The organism is Spirillospora sp. NPDC052269, assembly GCF_040679435.1.
GTDB lineage: Bacteria > Actinomycetota > Actinomycetes > Streptosporangiales > Streptosporangiaceae > Spirillospora.
Genome location: NZ_JBFAUU010000003.1, coordinates 363,478 through 377,930 on the forward strand (window position 1 = coordinate 363,478; position 14,453 = coordinate 377,930).

A 14,453-nucleotide genomic window follows, 5' to 3' on the forward strand; every position below is an offset into this window, starting at 1 on the left:
GGCGTTCGAGGTCTGGGGCCCGGGCGCCGTCTCAGTCCTTCCGCTCCGGCTCCGGGAAGATGTGCATGTAGCCGAGGGTGACGATCGGTTCGGCCATCGCGGCGTAGGCGGCCGGATCCGTGGGGGTGAGGGCGCCCAGCCCGTCCACGTACCGGTTGAACATGCAGAACGCGGCGGCGATCAGCACGGCGTCATGGATCTCCAGGTCCGTGGCGCCGTGTTCGCGTGCCGCCTCGATCTGCTCGGGCCTGACGTGCCGTCCGCCGCGCCACACCGACCCGGCGATCGCGAGGAGCGCCTTGAGCTTGTCGGACACGGGCGCGGTGGCGGGGTCGCGGCGGGTCTGCTCGACGAGTTCCGCGCCGCCGTCCAGCTGGGCGGCGGCGAACGCCGAGTGCGATCCCGCGCAGAACCCGCACTCGTTGAGCCCGGACACGTAGGCGGCGATCAGTTCGCGTTCGCCGCGTCCGAGGGTCGCGGGCCCGCGCAGCAGCACCTCCGCGAGCTCGCTCATCGGCCGTGCGGTCTCGGGGCGGTACTGGAACAGTCCGACGATCCCCGGCAGGTCATTGTCCAGATGGATATGAGGCATGCCTCAGATACTGATCCACTCCGACGCCGTGGTGAAGGCGCGTAGCCGATCCTGGTCGGGTTCGATGCCGATACCCGGCCCGGCGGGCACGCTCAGGTGGCCGTCGTCCAGCACGAACGGCTCGGTGACGTCCTCGGCGAAGTAGCGGCGGGACGCCGAGGTGTCGCCGGGCAGGGTGAAGCCGGGCAGGGCGGCGAGCGCGACGTTGGCGGCGCGGCCGATCCCGGTCTCCAACATCCCGCCGCACCAGACCGCGACGCCGTGCGCGCGGCAGAGGTCGTGGATGCGCTTGGCCTCCAGGTAGCCGCCGACGCGTCCGGGCTTGATGTTGACGATGGACGCGGCGCCGAGCGTGATCGCGGCGGCGGCGTGCGCGGCGGACTCGATCGACTCGTCCAGGCAGATCGGGGTGCGCAGGCGGCGGGCGAGCTCGGCGTGCTGCACCATGTCGTCGTCGGCGAGCGGCTGCTCGATCAGCAGCAGGTCGAACGCGTCGAGCTTGGCGAGCAGCGGCGCGTCGACCAGGGTGAAGGCGGCGTTGGCGTCCACCTGGAGGAGCAGGTCGTCGCCGAACCGCTCGCGGACGGCCCGCACCGGCGCGACGTCCCAACCCGGCTCGATCTTCAGCTTGATCCGGACGTAGCCCTCGTCGAGGTAGCCCGCCACGGCGTCGAGCAGCTCGGGGATCGAGTCCATGATCCCGACCGACACCCCGCACGGCACCCGGTCGCGGGACGCGCCCAGGTGGCCTGCCAGGGACCGGCCGGACTCGCGGAGCCCGGCGTCCAGGACGGCGGTCTGGAGCGCGGCCTTCGCCATCCGGTGCCCCTTGAACGGCTCCAGTGCCCGCTCGACCGCGTACGCGTCCACGTCGCCCTTCGGGAGGGCGGGGATCAGGAAGCGGCGCAGGACGTCGGCGGCGCCGTCGACGTACTCGGGGCTGTAGAGCGGGGCGTCCATCGCGACGCACTCGCCCCAGCCCTCGGCCTCGCCCGTGACGACGCGGACGAGCAGGACGTCGCGGGCGGTCTCGGTGCCGAAGGACGTGCGGAACGGCGCGACCAGCGGCATCGCGATCCGGCGCAGCTCGATCCCGTTGATCTTCATCGGCGGCTCCTGGGGGACGGGTCCGCCTCCTCGGCGGACGACGGGTCTGCGCTCGGACGGGTGGTCGGGGCGCGGTCGACGACGTAGGCGGCGCGGTCATGGAAGCCGGCGACGCGGGCGCCGTTCGCGAGCAGGCCGCCCAGCACCTCGCGGAGGGCCAGCCGCCAGGCGCGCGCGGCGTTCGGATCGGTGTGGCGCAGCGTCTCGATGTCGGCGGGCAGCTCGATCAGGACCGTCTCCGCGGCGGTCTCCACGATCTCGGGGCGGCCGTCGCGGTCGCGGAGGGCGCACGCGACGGGACCGCTCGAGGGCGCCTCCCCGGGCAGCGGCTCGGCGATGTCCCAGGCGGCCAGGACGCGGTCGCTGTCGTCGCCGCCGTTGATCGCGTCGTCCATGGCGCCGTAGAAGGACGGCAGGTACTCGACCGGCCGCGCGCCGAGTTTGACCAGGTTGAAGTAGGCGTTGCGGCGGACGAGCGGGTCGTAGGTCCAGGTGATGCGGGTCAGGCCGCGGGCGAGGGCCCAGTCGCGCTGGTGCAGCTTCAGGGCCAGCCCGACGCCGCGTCCGATGCCGGAGGCGCCGGTCAGGTGCGAGTGCAGGGACGTGCCGACGGGCGCGGCGAAGAAGGCCACGGACGCGCCGACGAGCCGTCCGTCCTGGTAGGCGCCGGCGACGTAGTTGCCCGCGTGGGACAGGGCCCGCATCATCTCCGCCGAGACCGGGTCGCCGTCGGCGTTGACTCCCCAGATCTCGTTGACCAGCCGCACCACGGCGTCGAACTCGGCCAGCTCGCGCAGTTCGCGCACCACCGGCCCGGTCGGGTGCTCCTCGTGATCAACCGGCACGTCCGTCCCTCCCCCAAGCGATCACCTCGACGCTATGTCGCCGTCACGGGTGCTCACGCCTGCCGGAGCACAAAACATCGGCCAAGTTCGGGCGGGCTCCGCGGCGTCGGGCGAGGGGTCAGGTGAGGGCGCAGCGGATCGGGAGGTGTTTGAGGCCGCCGACGAACGTGGTGGCGATGCCCTCCGGCTCCCCGGCGAGGTCGATCTTCCGGAGCCTGGGCAGCAGCTCCTCGAAGAACGCCCGGATCTCGATGCGGGCGAGGGCAGCGCCCAGGCAGTAGTGGACGCCGGACCCGAACCCGAGGTGCCGGTTGGGGTCGCGTCCGGCGTCGAAGCGGAACGGGCCGGTGAAGGCCTCCTCGTCGCGGTTGGCGCTCGGGTAGGAGAGGAAGACCGCCTGACCTGCCCGGATGGTCCTGCCGCGGAGCTCGGTGTCCTCGGCGGCGGTGCGCATGAAGCCCTTGACGGGCGACACCCAGCGGACCATCTCCTCCACCGCGGACGGCATGAGCCCGAGGTCGCCGCGGAGGCGTTCGAGCTGGCCCGGGTGCTGGACGAGCGCGAGGAGGCCCCCCGCGATGGTGGCGGACGTGGTGTCATGCCCGGCCGTCGCGATGATCACGTAGTAGGACGCGGTCTCGCGGTCGCTCAGGGGCCGGCCGTCCACGCGGGCGTTGGCGATGGCCGAGGCGAGGTCGCCCGTGGGGTGCTCGCGGCGGGAGCGGGTGAGGTCGGCGAAGAAGGCGAACAGGTCCTCCCGGACCGCGCGGCGCTGCTCCGCGCCGGTGCCGCGGGTGCGGTCGGCGTCGTCCGCGCCGAAGAGCTCGCGGGTGAGGGTGAGCATCCGGTCGAACTCGGACTCGGGGAGGCCCAGCAGCGAGAGGATCACCTGCAGCGGGAACCGGAGGGCGACGTGCTCGACGAAGTCGCACTCGCCGTCGAGGCCCGCCATCCGGTCGACGTGGCCGCGGGCGAGTTCGCGGACCCTCGGTTCGAGCGCGCGCATGGCCCGGGGTTTGAACCAGTCGGCGCCGATCGCCCGGACGGCGCGGTGCTCTGGGGCGTCCATGTGGGCGATCGTGCGGGCGCCGCCGCCTCCGGCCCGCATCGCGTCGTACTCGGCGGTCCCGAGGACCAGGCGCGGGGCGTTGCGGAAGACGGTGTCGCGCCGTTCGACCTCCAGGACGTCGGCGTGCCTGGTGACCGCCCAGAACGGCGCGTACCCGTCGGGCTCCACCCAGCGCACCGGGTCGTCGCGGCGCAGGAGCTCGGCGGCGCGGTGGAAGCGGGGCTCGTCGGCGTAGGCGGTCGGGTCGGCGAGCGTCCGGCCCGCTTCGTCGGTGTCCATGGTCCTCAATCCGTGAGAAGTCGCCAGGCGGTGAGGGCGACGGTGGCCCGGGTGAGCCCGGCGGGGTGGGTGAGTTCCATTCCGAGGGCTCCGGCGATGTGCTCGAGGCGGCGGGCGACGCTGCTGTGGTGGAGATGGAGGGATTCGGCGGCGCGCCGGACGGAGCCGGTGGCGCAGTAGGCGTCCAGGGTCTCCAGGTCGTCCGGGTTCCCGGCCAGGCGGGCCATCGCGGCGACGTCGGGATTGTCGCGTGCCTCGTCCGGGGCGACCTGGGCGAGCAGCGCCATCGCGCCCAGGTCGCCGTAGCGGACGACCGGCCTTCGCGGGGTGGTGAACCGGAGCGCGGCGCGGGCCTGCCTCCAGGACGTGTCGGGGCTGTCGGAGGCGCCGATCCCGGCGCGGACGTCCCCGGAGAGGCGGGTGGTGTCGACGGTGGTCGCCAGCAGGACGCCGACGTCCGCGAGCGCCGCCGCCTTCACCGGGCGGTTCGGGCAGACGAGCGCGCCGACCCGGTGGAGCGGCAGGCCCGTCCGGACGGCGGCCACGCGCACCGGCAGGTCGGTGGCGAACCCGAGCAGCCGCAGGGCCCGGGCGCGGGCCGCCTCGTCGGCCTCCGCGCTGATCACCAGTTCGACCAGGGCCGGATCGGCCATCGTGGTGTGCGCGGGGCCGTACCGCTCCACGACCGCCGCGACGGCGAGGGCGAGCCGGTCGAGGACGAGCTCGTCCAGCGGGCCGGGCGGCTCGGCGCGTTCCAGCCAGACGGCGCCGATCTCCTCGTCGTCGAGGATGACCGGCGCCCGGGTGGACGCGGGCGGCGGCGGCTCGGACGCCGGGGTTCCCGCGGGCGACATGCGGATCGTCCGGCCGGTGCCGTGCAGCCGGATCCCGGTCGCGCACTCGGCGAGGCCCGCCGAGGCGCGGGCGAGGGCGGGCAGGTCCACGCGCCGGCGCATCAACGTGTCGTAGAACATCACGACACGGATCGCGCCCTCGACATGCAGGCCCAGATGCGACAGGCGTTCCGCCAATGCCTCCATGAATGGAGCGTACGCTCCGGCCGGTGCGCCGACCGGTGCGTCGGCCGTGGGGAAGACGCGACGGTCGGCGGACGAACGGGGACGCGGTGGCGGTCAGGATGACGGCATGGACGCCGAACTCGAACCCTTTCTCCCGTTCTTCCCGAAGACCGACCTCTCCGACCCGATCGGCGAGCGCGAGGCCCTCGCCAAGCTGGCGAGGAGCGTTCCGGCGCCGGACGTCGCGCACCTGGAGGTCGAGGACCACCTGGTGCCCGCCGACCCGGCCGTGCCGGTGCGGGTCTACCGGCCGCTGCCGGCGACCGGCGCGATCGTCTGGCTGCACGGCGGCGCGTACGTGATGGGCGACGTGGAGACCGAGCACCCGTGGGCGTCCAAGCTCGCGGACGCGTCCGGCGCGGTGGTGGTCTCGGTGGGCTACCGGCTCGCGCCGGAGAACCCGTATCCGGCCGCGCTGGACGACGCGTCCGCGGTTCTGGACTGGGCCGTGCGGAACGCGTCCGGCCTGGGGTTCGAGCCGGAGCGGATCGCGGTCGGCGGGCACAGCGCGGGCGGCGGGATCGCGGCGGCGCTGGCGCTGCGGGCCCGTGACCGGCAGGGGCCCGCGATCCGGTTCCAGCTGCTCAACCAGCCCGGCCTGGACGACCGGCGGAAGACCTGGTCGCGGCGGAACTTCACCGACACGCCGTGGATGACCAGCGCGAAGGTCGACGCGTCCTGGGGCCACTACCTGGGCTCGGGGCCCGCCGACCAGTACGCCGCTCCGGCACGGGCCGCCGACCTGTCCGGGCTGCCGCCCGCCTACATCGCGACGGCGGAGCTGTGCCCGAACCGCGACGAGGACATCGACCACGCGCTGCGCCTGCTCCGGTCCGGCGTGTCGGTCGAGCTGCACCAGTGGCCGGGGACGTTCCACGGGTCGCAGGCCGTCCTGTCCGCCGAGGTGTCGCAGCGGCAGCTCGCCGAGCTCGGCGCGGCCCTGCGCCGCGGCCTCGCCGGATGATCCGCGGCGCGGCGGGATGACGCGCGGCGCGGCAGGGTGACGCGCGGCGGGAGGACGTGCGGCGGGAGGACGTGCGGCGGGAGGACGTGCGGCGGGAGGAGGCGTGAACGCCCCTTGCGCACGGTCGGTCACGGACGGAGAGTGGGAGCGGACCGCGGCGCGTCGACGGCGGTTCGCCGCCGTCCTCCGGCCGACCTTGGGAGCGTTCGATGCGCACTTCCGATGAGCAGGGTCCGTTCGTCCTCGACCCGACCGGCGCCGACGTGCTGGGAGACGCCGCGCGGATCCGCATGCGCGGCCCGGCGGCGCGGGTCGTCCTGCCGGACGGCGTCCCGGCGTGGGCGATCAGCGATCCCGAGCTGCTGCGGCGGCTGCTGACCGACGAGCGGGTGTCCAAGGACGGCTACCAGCACTGGCCGCCGCTGCTGAAGGGGGAGGTCGGTCCGGCGTGGCCGCTGTTCGCCTGGGTCGCGGTGCGCAACATGTTCACGGCCTACGGCCCCGACCACCGGCGGCTGCGGCGGCTGGTGTCGAGCGCGTTCACCGTGCGGCGGACGGCGGCGCTGCGTCCGCGGATCGAGGCGATCGTCGCCCGGCTGCTGGACGAGATCGCGGAGGCCGGGGCGGACGGGCCGGTGGACCTGCGCGACCGGTTCGCCTATCCGCTGCCGATCCAGGTGATCTGCGAGCTGTTCGGGATCGGGGACGAGGAGACGCGCGAGGAGATCCGCCGGTGCGTCGACGTCTTCTTCCGGACCAACGCGACCCCCGAGGAGGCCGCCGCCGCGCTCCCCCGCCTCCAGGGGATCCTGCGCGGGCTCGTCGAGGAGAAGCGGGAGCGTCCGGGCGACGACCTGTCGTCCGCCCTCATCGCCGCGCGCGACGGCGGTTCGCAGCTGTCGGAGGACGAGCTCGTCGACACGCTCGCGCTGTTCCTGAGCGCGGGCCACGAGACGACCGTCAACCTGCTCGACAACGCCGTCCACGTGATGCTGACCCGCCCGGGCCAGCTCGCTCTCGTCCGGGAGGGCCGCGCCACCTGGGACGACGTGATCGAGGAGACCCTGCGGGCCGAGCCTCCGGTCGCCAACCTGCCGCTGCGGTTCGCCGTCGAGGACATCGAGGTGGACGGCGGCGTCGTGCTCCGCCGGGGCGAGGCGATCATCTGCTGCCTCGGGGCGGCCGGCCGCGACCCGGGCCTGCACGGCGCGGACGCCGACGTCTTCGACCTCACCCGCGCCGACAAGGAGCACCTGGCGTTCGGCCACGGCGTCCACCGCTGCCTCGGCGCGCCGCTGGCCCGGCTCGAGGCGGAGATCGCCCTGCCCGCCCTGTTCACCCGCTTCCCCGACCTGCGGCTGGCCGTCGACCCGGGTGAGCTGCGGCCTCTCCCCTCGTTCATCTCCAACGGCCATCAGGCGCTGCCCGTCCTGGCCGGCTGAGGGAAGGGCGCGCTTCGGCGTCGTCAGGCGCGGGGCCGCCAGGCCGAGACGACGGCGGCCACTCCGGCGATGGCGGGCAGGAGGCCTGCGTATCCGTACAGGTCGGGGAGGACCCGGTCGTACGCGCCGCCGGAGAACGAGAAGTTCATCAGCACGACGCCGGTCCCGACGGCGAACAGGGTGGTGATGAGGGCACGGGCGTGGCGGCGTCGGGCGAGGGCGGCCCAGATCGTCCACAGCCAGCACAGGACGCCGAGGCCGCCGACGACGGTCGCGTAGATCACGATGGCGTCGTGGTCCTTGCCGACCAGGGACGCCGACCAGCCGGGGTAGGCATCGCGCACGTGGTCCCTGAGGGTGTCGGCCGTCGTCACGTCCACCACCGGGACGAGCGTGGCGAGGACGCTCAGCACCAGTCCGGCGTACAGCGCCGCGGGGCGGACTCCGGCCGGCGGGGCGAGGGCGGCGGCGGGCATGGGTACCTCCACAGGAAACTTGCAACGTAAGTTTGCTCGCCCGCCACTATACTTACAACGTATGAATCTGTGGACGTGAGAAGGGCCACCAGCCGTGTCACCGAACCCCGCCCCCGGGACGACCCCCCGGCGCACCCGCGGCCAGAGCGCGGGGCTGACCCGCCAGGCCGTCCTCACGGCGGCCCTGGCGCTGGCCGACCGGGAGGGCCTGAAGGCGCTGTCGATGCGGCGCATCGGCCAGGAGCTCGGCGTCGAGGCCATGTCGCTCTACCAGCATGTCGCGAACAAGGACGCGCTGCTGGACGGCCTGGTCGAGCAGTTGTTCACGCAGGTCACGACGCCCTCGGCCGAGGACGTCACCTGGCGCGGATGGCTGCGCGGCTACGCGGGCGCGCTCCTGGACGTCCTGCTGGCGCATCCGCACGTGATCCCGCTCGTGGTCACGCGTCCGGCGATCACGCCGCGGACGACGCGCCTCATGGAGGACGCGCTCGAGACGCTGCACGCCGCGGGCTTCGAGCTGGGGCGGGCGCTCGACATGCTCTACGCCGTGACGGGGTTCGTCGTCGGCCACGTCGCCATGCTCGCCGCCGAAGGGCGGGACGACGCGGCCGGCGGCCGGGCGGAGCCGCCGCCCGGCCCGGACCCGCGGGAGGTCCCGCTGTTCGCCGAGGCCCTGCGGTCCTCACGCCCGGCCGGTGCGGCATCCCGCTTCCACTTCGCCCTGGACGCCATGCTGCGCGGCTTCGACCCGCCGCCGCCGGCGTCCGCCTGAGCGACTCAGCCGCGCGGCGCGAGCAGCGCGGCCAGGACGGCTCCCACCGCCGACGCGACCGCCGCGACGACGAACAGCGCGCCGGTGCCCGCCGCCGCGACGGCCACGCCGACCACGACGCTCACGGGACGCGTCGACAGCGCCGGGAGCGCCATGCCGGCCGCCGAGACCAGCAGGCCCGCGACGGCCGGGACGCGCGCGCCCAGGCGTCCGAGGACGCGTCCGGTGAGGTTCGCCCCGGCCATCGTCGCCAGCGCCACCGGAAGTAACAGCAGGCCCGTCCGCATCGCGCCGTACCCGCGCGCGTGCTGGAAGTAGAACGTGCCGAGGAAGAACACGGCGACCATCAGCGCCGTCGCCATCCAGATCAGGAACGCGCCGGTGGCGACCGGACGCCGCGCCAGCAGCCGGACGTCCATCAGCGGTGAGGCCGCCCGCCGCTGCCACAGGACGAACAGGGCGTACCCGGCGACGGCCGCCGCCGCGGACCCGCCGGTCGCCGCCGACACCCAGCCGTGCCCGCCCGCCGCGATGAGGGCGTAGATCAGCACCGCCGAGGACGCGGTCACCAGCACCGCGCCGAGCAGGTCGAGCCCGGACCGTGCCGCGGGCACCGGCCGCTTCGGCAGCATGGCCGCCAGCGCGATGACGATCACCACGCCGATGGGGACGTTCACGAAGAAGACCCAGGGCCACCCGAAGGCGGACGTCAGCACTCCCCCGAGCAGCACGCCGAGCGCGGCGCCGCCACCGCCGAGCGCGGACCACACGCCCAGCGCCCGGTTCCGCTCGTCCCCCTCGAACATGGCCACCACCAGCGACAACGCCGACGGTGACAGCAGTGCCGCGCCGATCCCCTGGGCGACGCGTCCGGCCACCAGTGCCTCCGCCGAGCCGGCCAGTCCGGTGGCCAGCGACGCGCCGGTGAACACCACGAGCCCGGCGAGCAGGACGCGGCGGGCGCCGAGCAGGTCGGTGATCCGGCCGCCGAGCGGCATCAGCCCGCCGAAGGTGAGCGTGTAGGCGCTGACCGTCCAGGTCAGCGCCGCACGGCTGAGGCCGAGGCCGGTCTCCATGTGCGGCAGCGCGATCGCGCCGACGCCGAGCGCAACATCGCCCGCATCGTGTCCGCCGCGCGCGTCCAGCTCAGCTCGAACCCGGCCGCCACGATCGACGACATCGCCAAGGCGGCGGGCGTGGGGCGGATGACGCTGTACGGGCACTTCCGTACCCGCCCGGAGCTGGTCGAGGCGGCCCTCACCGACGCGCTCGCGGCGGGCGCGTCGGTGCTGTCGTCCGTCGACCTGTCGGGGGACGCGCGCGAGGCGATGAATCGGCTGCTGAAGTCGAGCTGGGCACTGGTCGCCGAGTCGTCGGCGCTGGTGGTCGCGGCCGAGGACGCGCTCCCGGCGGAGCGGGTCCGCGAGCTGCACGACGCGCCCGCCGGACGCATGGCCGACCTCGTCCGCCGAGGTCAGGAGCAGGGCGTCTTCCGGACGGACATGTCCGCGGACTGGCTGGTCGACGTCGCGCACTTCATCCTGCACGGCGCGGCCGGACAGGTCCGCAGCGGGCGTCTCACCACCGACGACGCCGCCGAACTGGTGACGAGGTCCCTCCAGTCGGTGCTGGCCGGGTAGACGCGGTCAGACCTGGACGAGCAGGCTCTGCGCCAGGCACATCGCGAGGCCGACCATCCCGATCAGGCCGAGAAGGGACGCGACGAACCGACGCAGACTGGGACGGCGCGCCGGTGGCTCGTCCCCGAGGAGGTGCGCGACGCGCGCCTGCGTCGCGCCGTTGAAGGCGGGTCCGGGGGCGCTTCCGGCGTCGGCGGCGAGCAGCGCGGCGGCGACCGCCGGACGCCCCGCGTGCCGGATCGCGGCCCGGTCCGCGCGGACCTCGGCGTGGTCGGTCCGGCTGTCCGACCACCAGCGGGCCAGCGGCAGGTAGAACAGGACGTCGGCGGACGCGCGGAGCAGCAGGCGGCGCAGCGGATCGAGCCGCCTGGCGTGCTCGCCCTCGTGCGCGAGGACCGCCGACAGCCCGTCCGGCGGCAGCGTCGCGACGGCCCCCGTCGTGACGTGGACGCGCGGACGGAGCAGCCCGGCGCAGAACGCGGTCACCGACGTGTCGTCCAGCAGCCGGAGGCGACGCACGCCCGCCTCGCGAGCGGCCCGGACGAGCTCCTCCGGCGGACGGAGCCGCCGCAGGCGGGCGACCTCCCGGGTGGTGTCGGCGGCCAGCCGTCCCGCACGTGCGGCGACCGCGAGGAGGCTGGCCGCCAGGACGAGCAGGACCGCGCCCAGCAGGCACCGGGCCGTGGTCATGCCCGGACACCTCCACAGGCCCGCCATCCCGGCGAGGTGCGCTGCGAGCGGCGCCCCGACCACGGCCGCGGCGGCCGGGGAGCGGCGGATCCGGGCGATCACCGGCCGAGGTCCTCGAGGCGTCGGCGCTGCTCGGGGGTGAGTTCGGCGAGCCGCGCGGCGAAGGCGGCGAGCGCCGCGTCCCCGTACCGGGCGACGACCTCGGCGGCCTCGGCGCGGCTCGACCGGGCGAGGAAGTCCCGTGGGGCCTCGGCGACCCGGTACCGGTGGGCCCGACTTCCGGCCTCGGCGGCCGCCGCGAGCAGGCCCTTGTCCGCGAGCCGCCGCAGTGTCGTCATGACGGTCGTGTAGGCGAGTTCGGGCATCAGCGCCTGCATTTCGCGCACGACGAAGCCGTCCGGCACCGCACCGCTCCAGGCCGCGCGCATGATCCGGCCCTCCAGCGGCCCGAGGACCTCCACCGCCCGGTCCAGGACGTCCACCCGGCCACCTCCCCTGCTACTACCAAGCCATAGTAGCCGAGCGGGGGTGCGGGGGGCGGCGCCTCACTTCTGGTAGCTGAGGACCGTCATCATGCCCGACTCTCCGTGGTAGACGTTGTGGCAGTGCAGCATCCACCGACCCGGATTGTCGGCGTCGAAATCGATGTCCATCGTTCCGCCGGGGCGGACGTTCGCGGTGTCCTTGCGCAGACCCGTCTTGGTGAGGGCGAAGGTGTGGCCGTGCAGGTGCATCGGGTGCCACATGGTCGTGCGGTTCACGAACGACACGCGCACCCGCTCGCCGGAGCGCACGGGGTACGGGTCGTCCGGGTCGTAGGGACGGTTGTTGATCGCCCAGTCGTACTTGGCCATGGTGCCGGTGAGTTCGAGGCGGATCGTCCGGTCGAGCCCGCGGCGCGGCAGGCGGACCCGGTCGGCCGGACGCATTTCGACGTAGCGGACGATCTTCCCCTGGAGTTCGGCGGGACGGTCCCGGGCGGTCGGCGTCGCCGCGTGCGGGCTGGTGCGCAGCACCGCCAGCGCCGAGGCGTGCTTGCCCTCGGCCAGCGCGGTGAGCGGGAACGCGCCGTCCTTGACGGTGACCAACGCGTCGTACCGCTCCCCCATGCCGATCAGCAGCGCGTCGGTCAGAACGGGATTGACCGGATAGCCGTCGGTGTGCGTGACGGTCATGCGGTGCCCGCCCAGCGCCACCCGGAACGGGGTGTCGCCGCCGGCGTTGATGAACCGGATGCGGACGCGGTCGCCCGGCTTCGCATGGAACGTGCGGGGCGCGGAGGCGATGCGTCCGTTGATGAGGAAGTACGGGTAGCGGACGTCACCCGCGTCACCGGCGAGCAGGTCGCTGCCGGCGTTCGGCAGCAGGTGCGGGCCCATCTTCGGAGCCGACCCCGGCGTCTGGCCTCCCATGCCCATGCCGGCCATGGGAGGCATGCCGTGCCGGAGTTCGGCGAGGACCTCGTCGGGGGTTCCGTTGACGCCGTCGAGCCAGTCGTCCAGGACGACCGTCCATTCGGCGTCGTAGTGGAGTGGTTCGTGCGGGTCATCGACGATGAACGGCCCGTACAGGCCGCGGTCGGCCTGCACGCCCATGTGCGAGTGGTAGAAGTACGTCCCCGGATGCGGGACGGTGAACCGGTACTCGTAGTCCGCGCCGGGCTCGATCGGGGCCTGGGTGACGCCGGGCACGCCGTCGGCGGCGTTGCGCAGCGCCAGGCCGTGCCAGTGGACGGTGGTGCCGGTGGGGAGCCGGTTGGTGACACGGACGCGGACGACCTCACCGGCCTTCACGCGGATCTGGGCGCCGGGAAGGCGCTCGCCGAAGCTCCAGGTGTGGACCGTCCGGCCGCCGAGGTCGACGAGGCCTTCGGACGGCACCAGTCGGAGATCGCGGAGGGGCCCCTTGCCGCGAGCCTCCTCGACCGCCCTGACCTGCGGGCCGTCCGGCAGGACGAAGCCGGACGCCCGCCCCTCGGATCCCTCGGCGTCGCCGTACGCGGCGAGCAGGGCGCCGCCGGCGCCGAGCGCCCCCAGGCGCAGCGCGGAACGTCGATCGAAAGAAGTCATGTGGGAACCTCACGATGGTCGAACGGATCAGGGCCGAAGGCGATCGGCCGGTGTCACGGCGACCGCGCCGCGCTCCGGCCTCGCAGAGCGGCCCCTGAATCCGAGGAACCACCGTGGAGATGCCCGGCCCCCCGAGGCCGGAAGAACGGCGCGGTCAGCGGCGCGCGGTCACCAGCCATGCGGCCGAACCCAGCTCCACGCCCTCCGGCCCCTGGCGCGATTCCAGCGCGTCGCGCAGCGCGGCCCGGACGGTCTCGGCCGTCCGCTCGTCGGAGACTCCGGCGAGCATGGACTGGGCGAAGGGCATGCTCGTGTAGAAGGCGAGGACGTCGTCGGCGTCCCGCCCGGTCCACAGCGGTTCCCGCACGTCCTCGATGGTGACGTCGGTCAGGCCGACGCCGGTCAGCAGCGTCCGGACGCGGTCCGGGTCGGCCAGCGAGAACGCTCCCGAGGTGTCGTCCCCGACGGGCTGTTCCGGCAGCGCGACATGGGCCGCCATGGCGCCGAACGGCAGCGTGAGGAACTCGTTGTCGGCGGCCGGCTGCCAGCACAGGAACGCCAGCCGCCCACCTGGACGCAGGGACGCGGCGATGTTGCCGAACGCGCGGTCGGGGTCCTCGAAGAACATCACCCCGAACTTGCTGATCACGACGTCGAAGGCGGCCTCCGGGAGCGGGCTCGTCTGCGCGTCGGCCTCCTCGAAGGTCACGTTCGCCAGCCCCTCGGCGTCCGCGACGCGACGCGCCTCGGTGAGCATCGTCGCCGAGATGTCGACGCCGGTCGCGCGACCCCGGCTCGCCGTTCGGGCCGCCGTCCGCGTGTTGCCGCCCGTCCCGCAGCCGATGTCCAGGACGGCGTGGTCGGCCTGGACGGCCGCCGCCTTCGCGAGCCGCTCGGTGAGCCGCCCCTGCATGCGCTCGTACCGCTCGCGCTCGTCGACCCAGTGCCGCCCGTCGTCGCCGTTCCACGCCCGCGCCTGCTCGTCGTTGGCCATGGGACCCGTCCCCTCGACTACTATGCATCGCTAGTACTAGCGATGCATAGTAGGTGGTGCTGGCGCCCACCGCCACCCCCCTTCGAAAAGAGTGCAACCTTCGGAAGACCGCGATCGGCGACGGCTCACTGCGGCTGTAGGACGTCCTCTTCCGCGAGCGGGGGCCGGTCCTCCACGTCGGAATGGGAGTACATCCCGGGCTCGTACTTGTAGAAGCCGCCGTGCTCGAGCGAATTGGTGTGGGACTCGTCCACCTTACGGACGGTGCGGCGGCGCCCGGCCGCGAGGGTGCCCAGCAGGCCGCGGCCGGTGAGGACCAGCATGGCGACCACGGCGAGGGCGCCCACGATGGGCCCCAGCCAAAGGCCGAGGTTCCCCCCGAGATGATGGCCGATGGCGAGAAGATGTGATTCCATGAGCAAATCCTTCTTC

Annotated in this window: 16 protein-coding genes; 4 read left to right on the forward strand and 12 right to left on the reverse strand. The window is 73.8% G+C overall.

What is annotated here, in order from left to right:
- Positions 1–31 precede the first annotated feature (31 nt).
- The 5 genes from AB0L06_RS08140 to AB0L06_RS08160 form a co-directional block, all read right to left on the reverse strand.
- Positions 32–592: a carboxymuconolactone decarboxylase family protein gene (locus AB0L06_RS08140; protein ID WP_500230213.1), complete on the reverse strand. Its 561-nt coding sequence runs from the start codon at positions 590–592 to the stop codon at positions 32–34.
- Between the two features lie 3 nt (positions 593–595).
- Complete coding sequence (menC, locus tag AB0L06_RS08145) at positions 596–1,699, reverse strand: o-succinylbenzoate synthase (protein WP_500230214.1); 1,104 nt, start codon at positions 1,697–1,699, stop codon at positions 596–598.
- Positions 1,696–2,544 carry a GNAT family N-acetyltransferase gene (locus AB0L06_RS08150; RefSeq protein ID WP_500230215.1) on the reverse strand — a complete coding sequence of 283 codons (849 nt, stop codon included), beginning with the start codon at positions 2,542–2,544 and terminating at the stop codon, positions 1,696–1,698. The genes menC and AB0L06_RS08150 overlap by 4 nt, the downstream gene beginning before the upstream one ends.
- 118 nt (positions 2,545–2,662) lie before the next feature.
- Positions 2,663–3,892 carry a cytochrome P450 gene (locus AB0L06_RS08155; protein WP_500230216.1) on the reverse strand — a complete coding sequence of 410 codons (1,230 nt, stop codon included), beginning with the start codon at positions 3,890–3,892 and terminating at the stop codon, positions 2,663–2,665.
- 5 nt (positions 3,893–3,897) lie between these two features.
- On the reverse strand, positions 3,898–4,932 hold the full coding sequence (locus tag AB0L06_RS08160) for a PucR family transcriptional regulator (RefSeq protein ID WP_500230217.1): 1,035 nt from the start codon (positions 4,930–4,932) through the stop codon (positions 3,898–3,900).
- A 106-nt stretch (positions 4,933–5,038) separates the two neighbouring features.
- Here AB0L06_RS08160 and AB0L06_RS08165 point away from each other — a divergent pair, with 106 nt between their 5' ends.
- Positions 5,039–5,935, forward strand: coding sequence for an alpha/beta hydrolase (locus AB0L06_RS08165; protein WP_500230218.1), 897 nt, complete (start codon positions 5,039–5,041; stop codon positions 5,933–5,935).
- 209 nt (positions 5,936–6,144) lie between these two features.
- Entirely contained in the window at positions 6,145–7,377 is a 1,233-nt protein-coding gene (locus tag AB0L06_RS08170) for a cytochrome P450 family protein (protein WP_500230219.1), read from the forward strand.
- Positions 7,378–7,400: 23 nt separating this feature from the next.
- Here AB0L06_RS08170 and AB0L06_RS08175 read toward each other — a convergent pair whose 3' ends face one another.
- Entirely contained in the window at positions 7,401–7,853 is a 453-nt protein-coding gene (locus AB0L06_RS08175) for a hypothetical protein (RefSeq protein ID WP_500230220.1), read from the reverse strand.
- 94 nt (positions 7,854–7,947) lie between these two features.
- Here AB0L06_RS08175 and AB0L06_RS08180 point away from each other — a divergent pair, with 94 nt between their 5' ends.
- On the forward strand, positions 7,948–8,628 hold the full coding sequence (locus AB0L06_RS08180; RefSeq protein ID WP_500230221.1) for a TetR/AcrR family transcriptional regulator C-terminal domain-containing protein: 681 nt from the start codon (positions 7,948–7,950) through the stop codon (positions 8,626–8,628).
- Between the two features lie 5 nt (positions 8,629–8,633).
- Here the strand turns inward: AB0L06_RS08180 and AB0L06_RS08185 are convergent, their stop codons facing one another.
- Positions 8,634–9,704, reverse strand: coding sequence for an MFS transporter (locus tag AB0L06_RS08185; RefSeq protein ID WP_500230222.1), 1,071 nt, complete (start codon positions 9,702–9,704; stop codon positions 8,634–8,636).
- Here AB0L06_RS08185 and AB0L06_RS08190 point away from each other — a divergent pair, their 5' ends adjacent.
- Entirely contained in the window at positions 9,705–10,268 is a 564-nt protein-coding gene (locus AB0L06_RS08190; protein ID WP_500230223.1) for a TetR/AcrR family transcriptional regulator, read from the forward strand.
- A 6-nt stretch (positions 10,269–10,274) separates the two neighbouring features.
- Here AB0L06_RS08190 and AB0L06_RS08195 read toward each other — a convergent pair whose 3' ends face one another.
- From AB0L06_RS08195 to AB0L06_RS08215, 5 genes are all read right to left on the reverse strand, one after another.
- Positions 10,275–11,060, reverse strand: coding sequence for a M48 family metalloprotease (locus tag AB0L06_RS08195; protein ID WP_500230224.1), 786 nt, complete (start codon positions 11,058–11,060; stop codon positions 10,275–10,277).
- Positions 11,057–11,440 carry a BlaI/MecI/CopY family transcriptional regulator gene (locus AB0L06_RS08200; protein WP_500230225.1) on the reverse strand — a complete coding sequence of 128 codons (384 nt, stop codon included), beginning with the start codon at positions 11,438–11,440 and terminating at the stop codon, positions 11,057–11,059. The genes AB0L06_RS08195 and AB0L06_RS08200 overlap by 4 nt, the downstream gene beginning before the upstream one ends.
- 63 nt (positions 11,441–11,503) lie before the next feature.
- Positions 11,504–13,027 (reverse strand): multicopper oxidase family protein, encoded by a 1,524-nt coding sequence (locus AB0L06_RS08205; protein WP_500230226.1) that lies wholly within the window; start codon positions 13,025–13,027, stop codon positions 11,504–11,506.
- A gap of 154 nt (positions 13,028–13,181) precedes the next feature.
- Positions 13,182–14,021 (reverse strand): class I SAM-dependent methyltransferase, encoded by an 840-nt coding sequence (locus tag AB0L06_RS08210; RefSeq protein ID WP_500230227.1) that lies wholly within the window; start codon positions 14,019–14,021, stop codon positions 13,182–13,184.
- 125 nt (positions 14,022–14,146) lie between these two features.
- Positions 14,147–14,437, reverse strand: a complete 291-nt coding sequence (locus AB0L06_RS08215) for a hypothetical protein (RefSeq protein ID WP_500230228.1) — start codon at positions 14,435–14,437, stop codon at positions 14,147–14,149.
- Between the last annotated feature and the right edge of the window lie 16 nt (positions 14,438–14,453).

Excerpts from the sequence above, each read along its gene's own strand:
- menC (WP_500230214.1), bottom strand. The coding sequence starts at position 1,699 with ATGAAGATCAACGGGATCGAGCTGCGCCGGATCGCGATGCCGCTGGTC.
- AB0L06_RS08165 (WP_500230218.1), top strand. The coding sequence starts at position 5,039 with ATGGACGCCGAACTCGAACCCTTTCTCCCGTTCTTCCCGAAGACCGAC.
- AB0L06_RS08160 (WP_500230217.1), bottom strand. The coding sequence starts at position 4,932 with ATGGAGGCATTGGCGGAACGCCTGTCGCATCTGGGCCTGCATGTCGAG.
- AB0L06_RS08175 (WP_500230220.1), bottom strand. The coding sequence starts at position 7,853 with ATGCCCGCCGCCGCCCTCGCCCCGCCGGCCGGAGTCCGCCCCGCGGCG.
- AB0L06_RS08155 (WP_500230216.1), bottom strand. The coding sequence starts at position 3,892 with ATGGACACCGACGAAGCGGGCCGGACGCTCGCCGACCCGACCGCCTAC.
- AB0L06_RS08170 (WP_500230219.1), top strand. The coding sequence starts at position 6,145 with ATGCGCACTTCCGATGAGCAGGGTCCGTTCGTCCTCGACCCGACCGGC.
- AB0L06_RS08140 (WP_500230213.1), bottom strand. The coding sequence starts at position 592 with ATGCCTCATATCCATCTGGACAATGACCTGCCGGGGATCGTCGGACTG.
- AB0L06_RS08215 (WP_500230228.1), bottom strand. The coding sequence starts at position 14,437 with ATGGAATCACATCTTCTCGCCATCGGCCATCATCTCGGGGGGAACCTC.
- AB0L06_RS08210 (WP_500230227.1), bottom strand. The coding sequence starts at position 14,021 with ATGGCCAACGACGAGCAGGCGCGGGCGTGGAACGGCGACGACGGGCGG.
- AB0L06_RS08185 (WP_500230222.1), bottom strand. The coding sequence starts at position 9,704 with ATGGAGACCGGCCTCGGCCTCAGCCGTGCGGCGCTGACCTGGACGGTC.
- AB0L06_RS08205 (WP_500230226.1), bottom strand. The coding sequence starts at position 13,027 with ATGACTTCTTTCGATCGACGTTCCGCGCTGCGCCTGGGGGCGCTCGGC.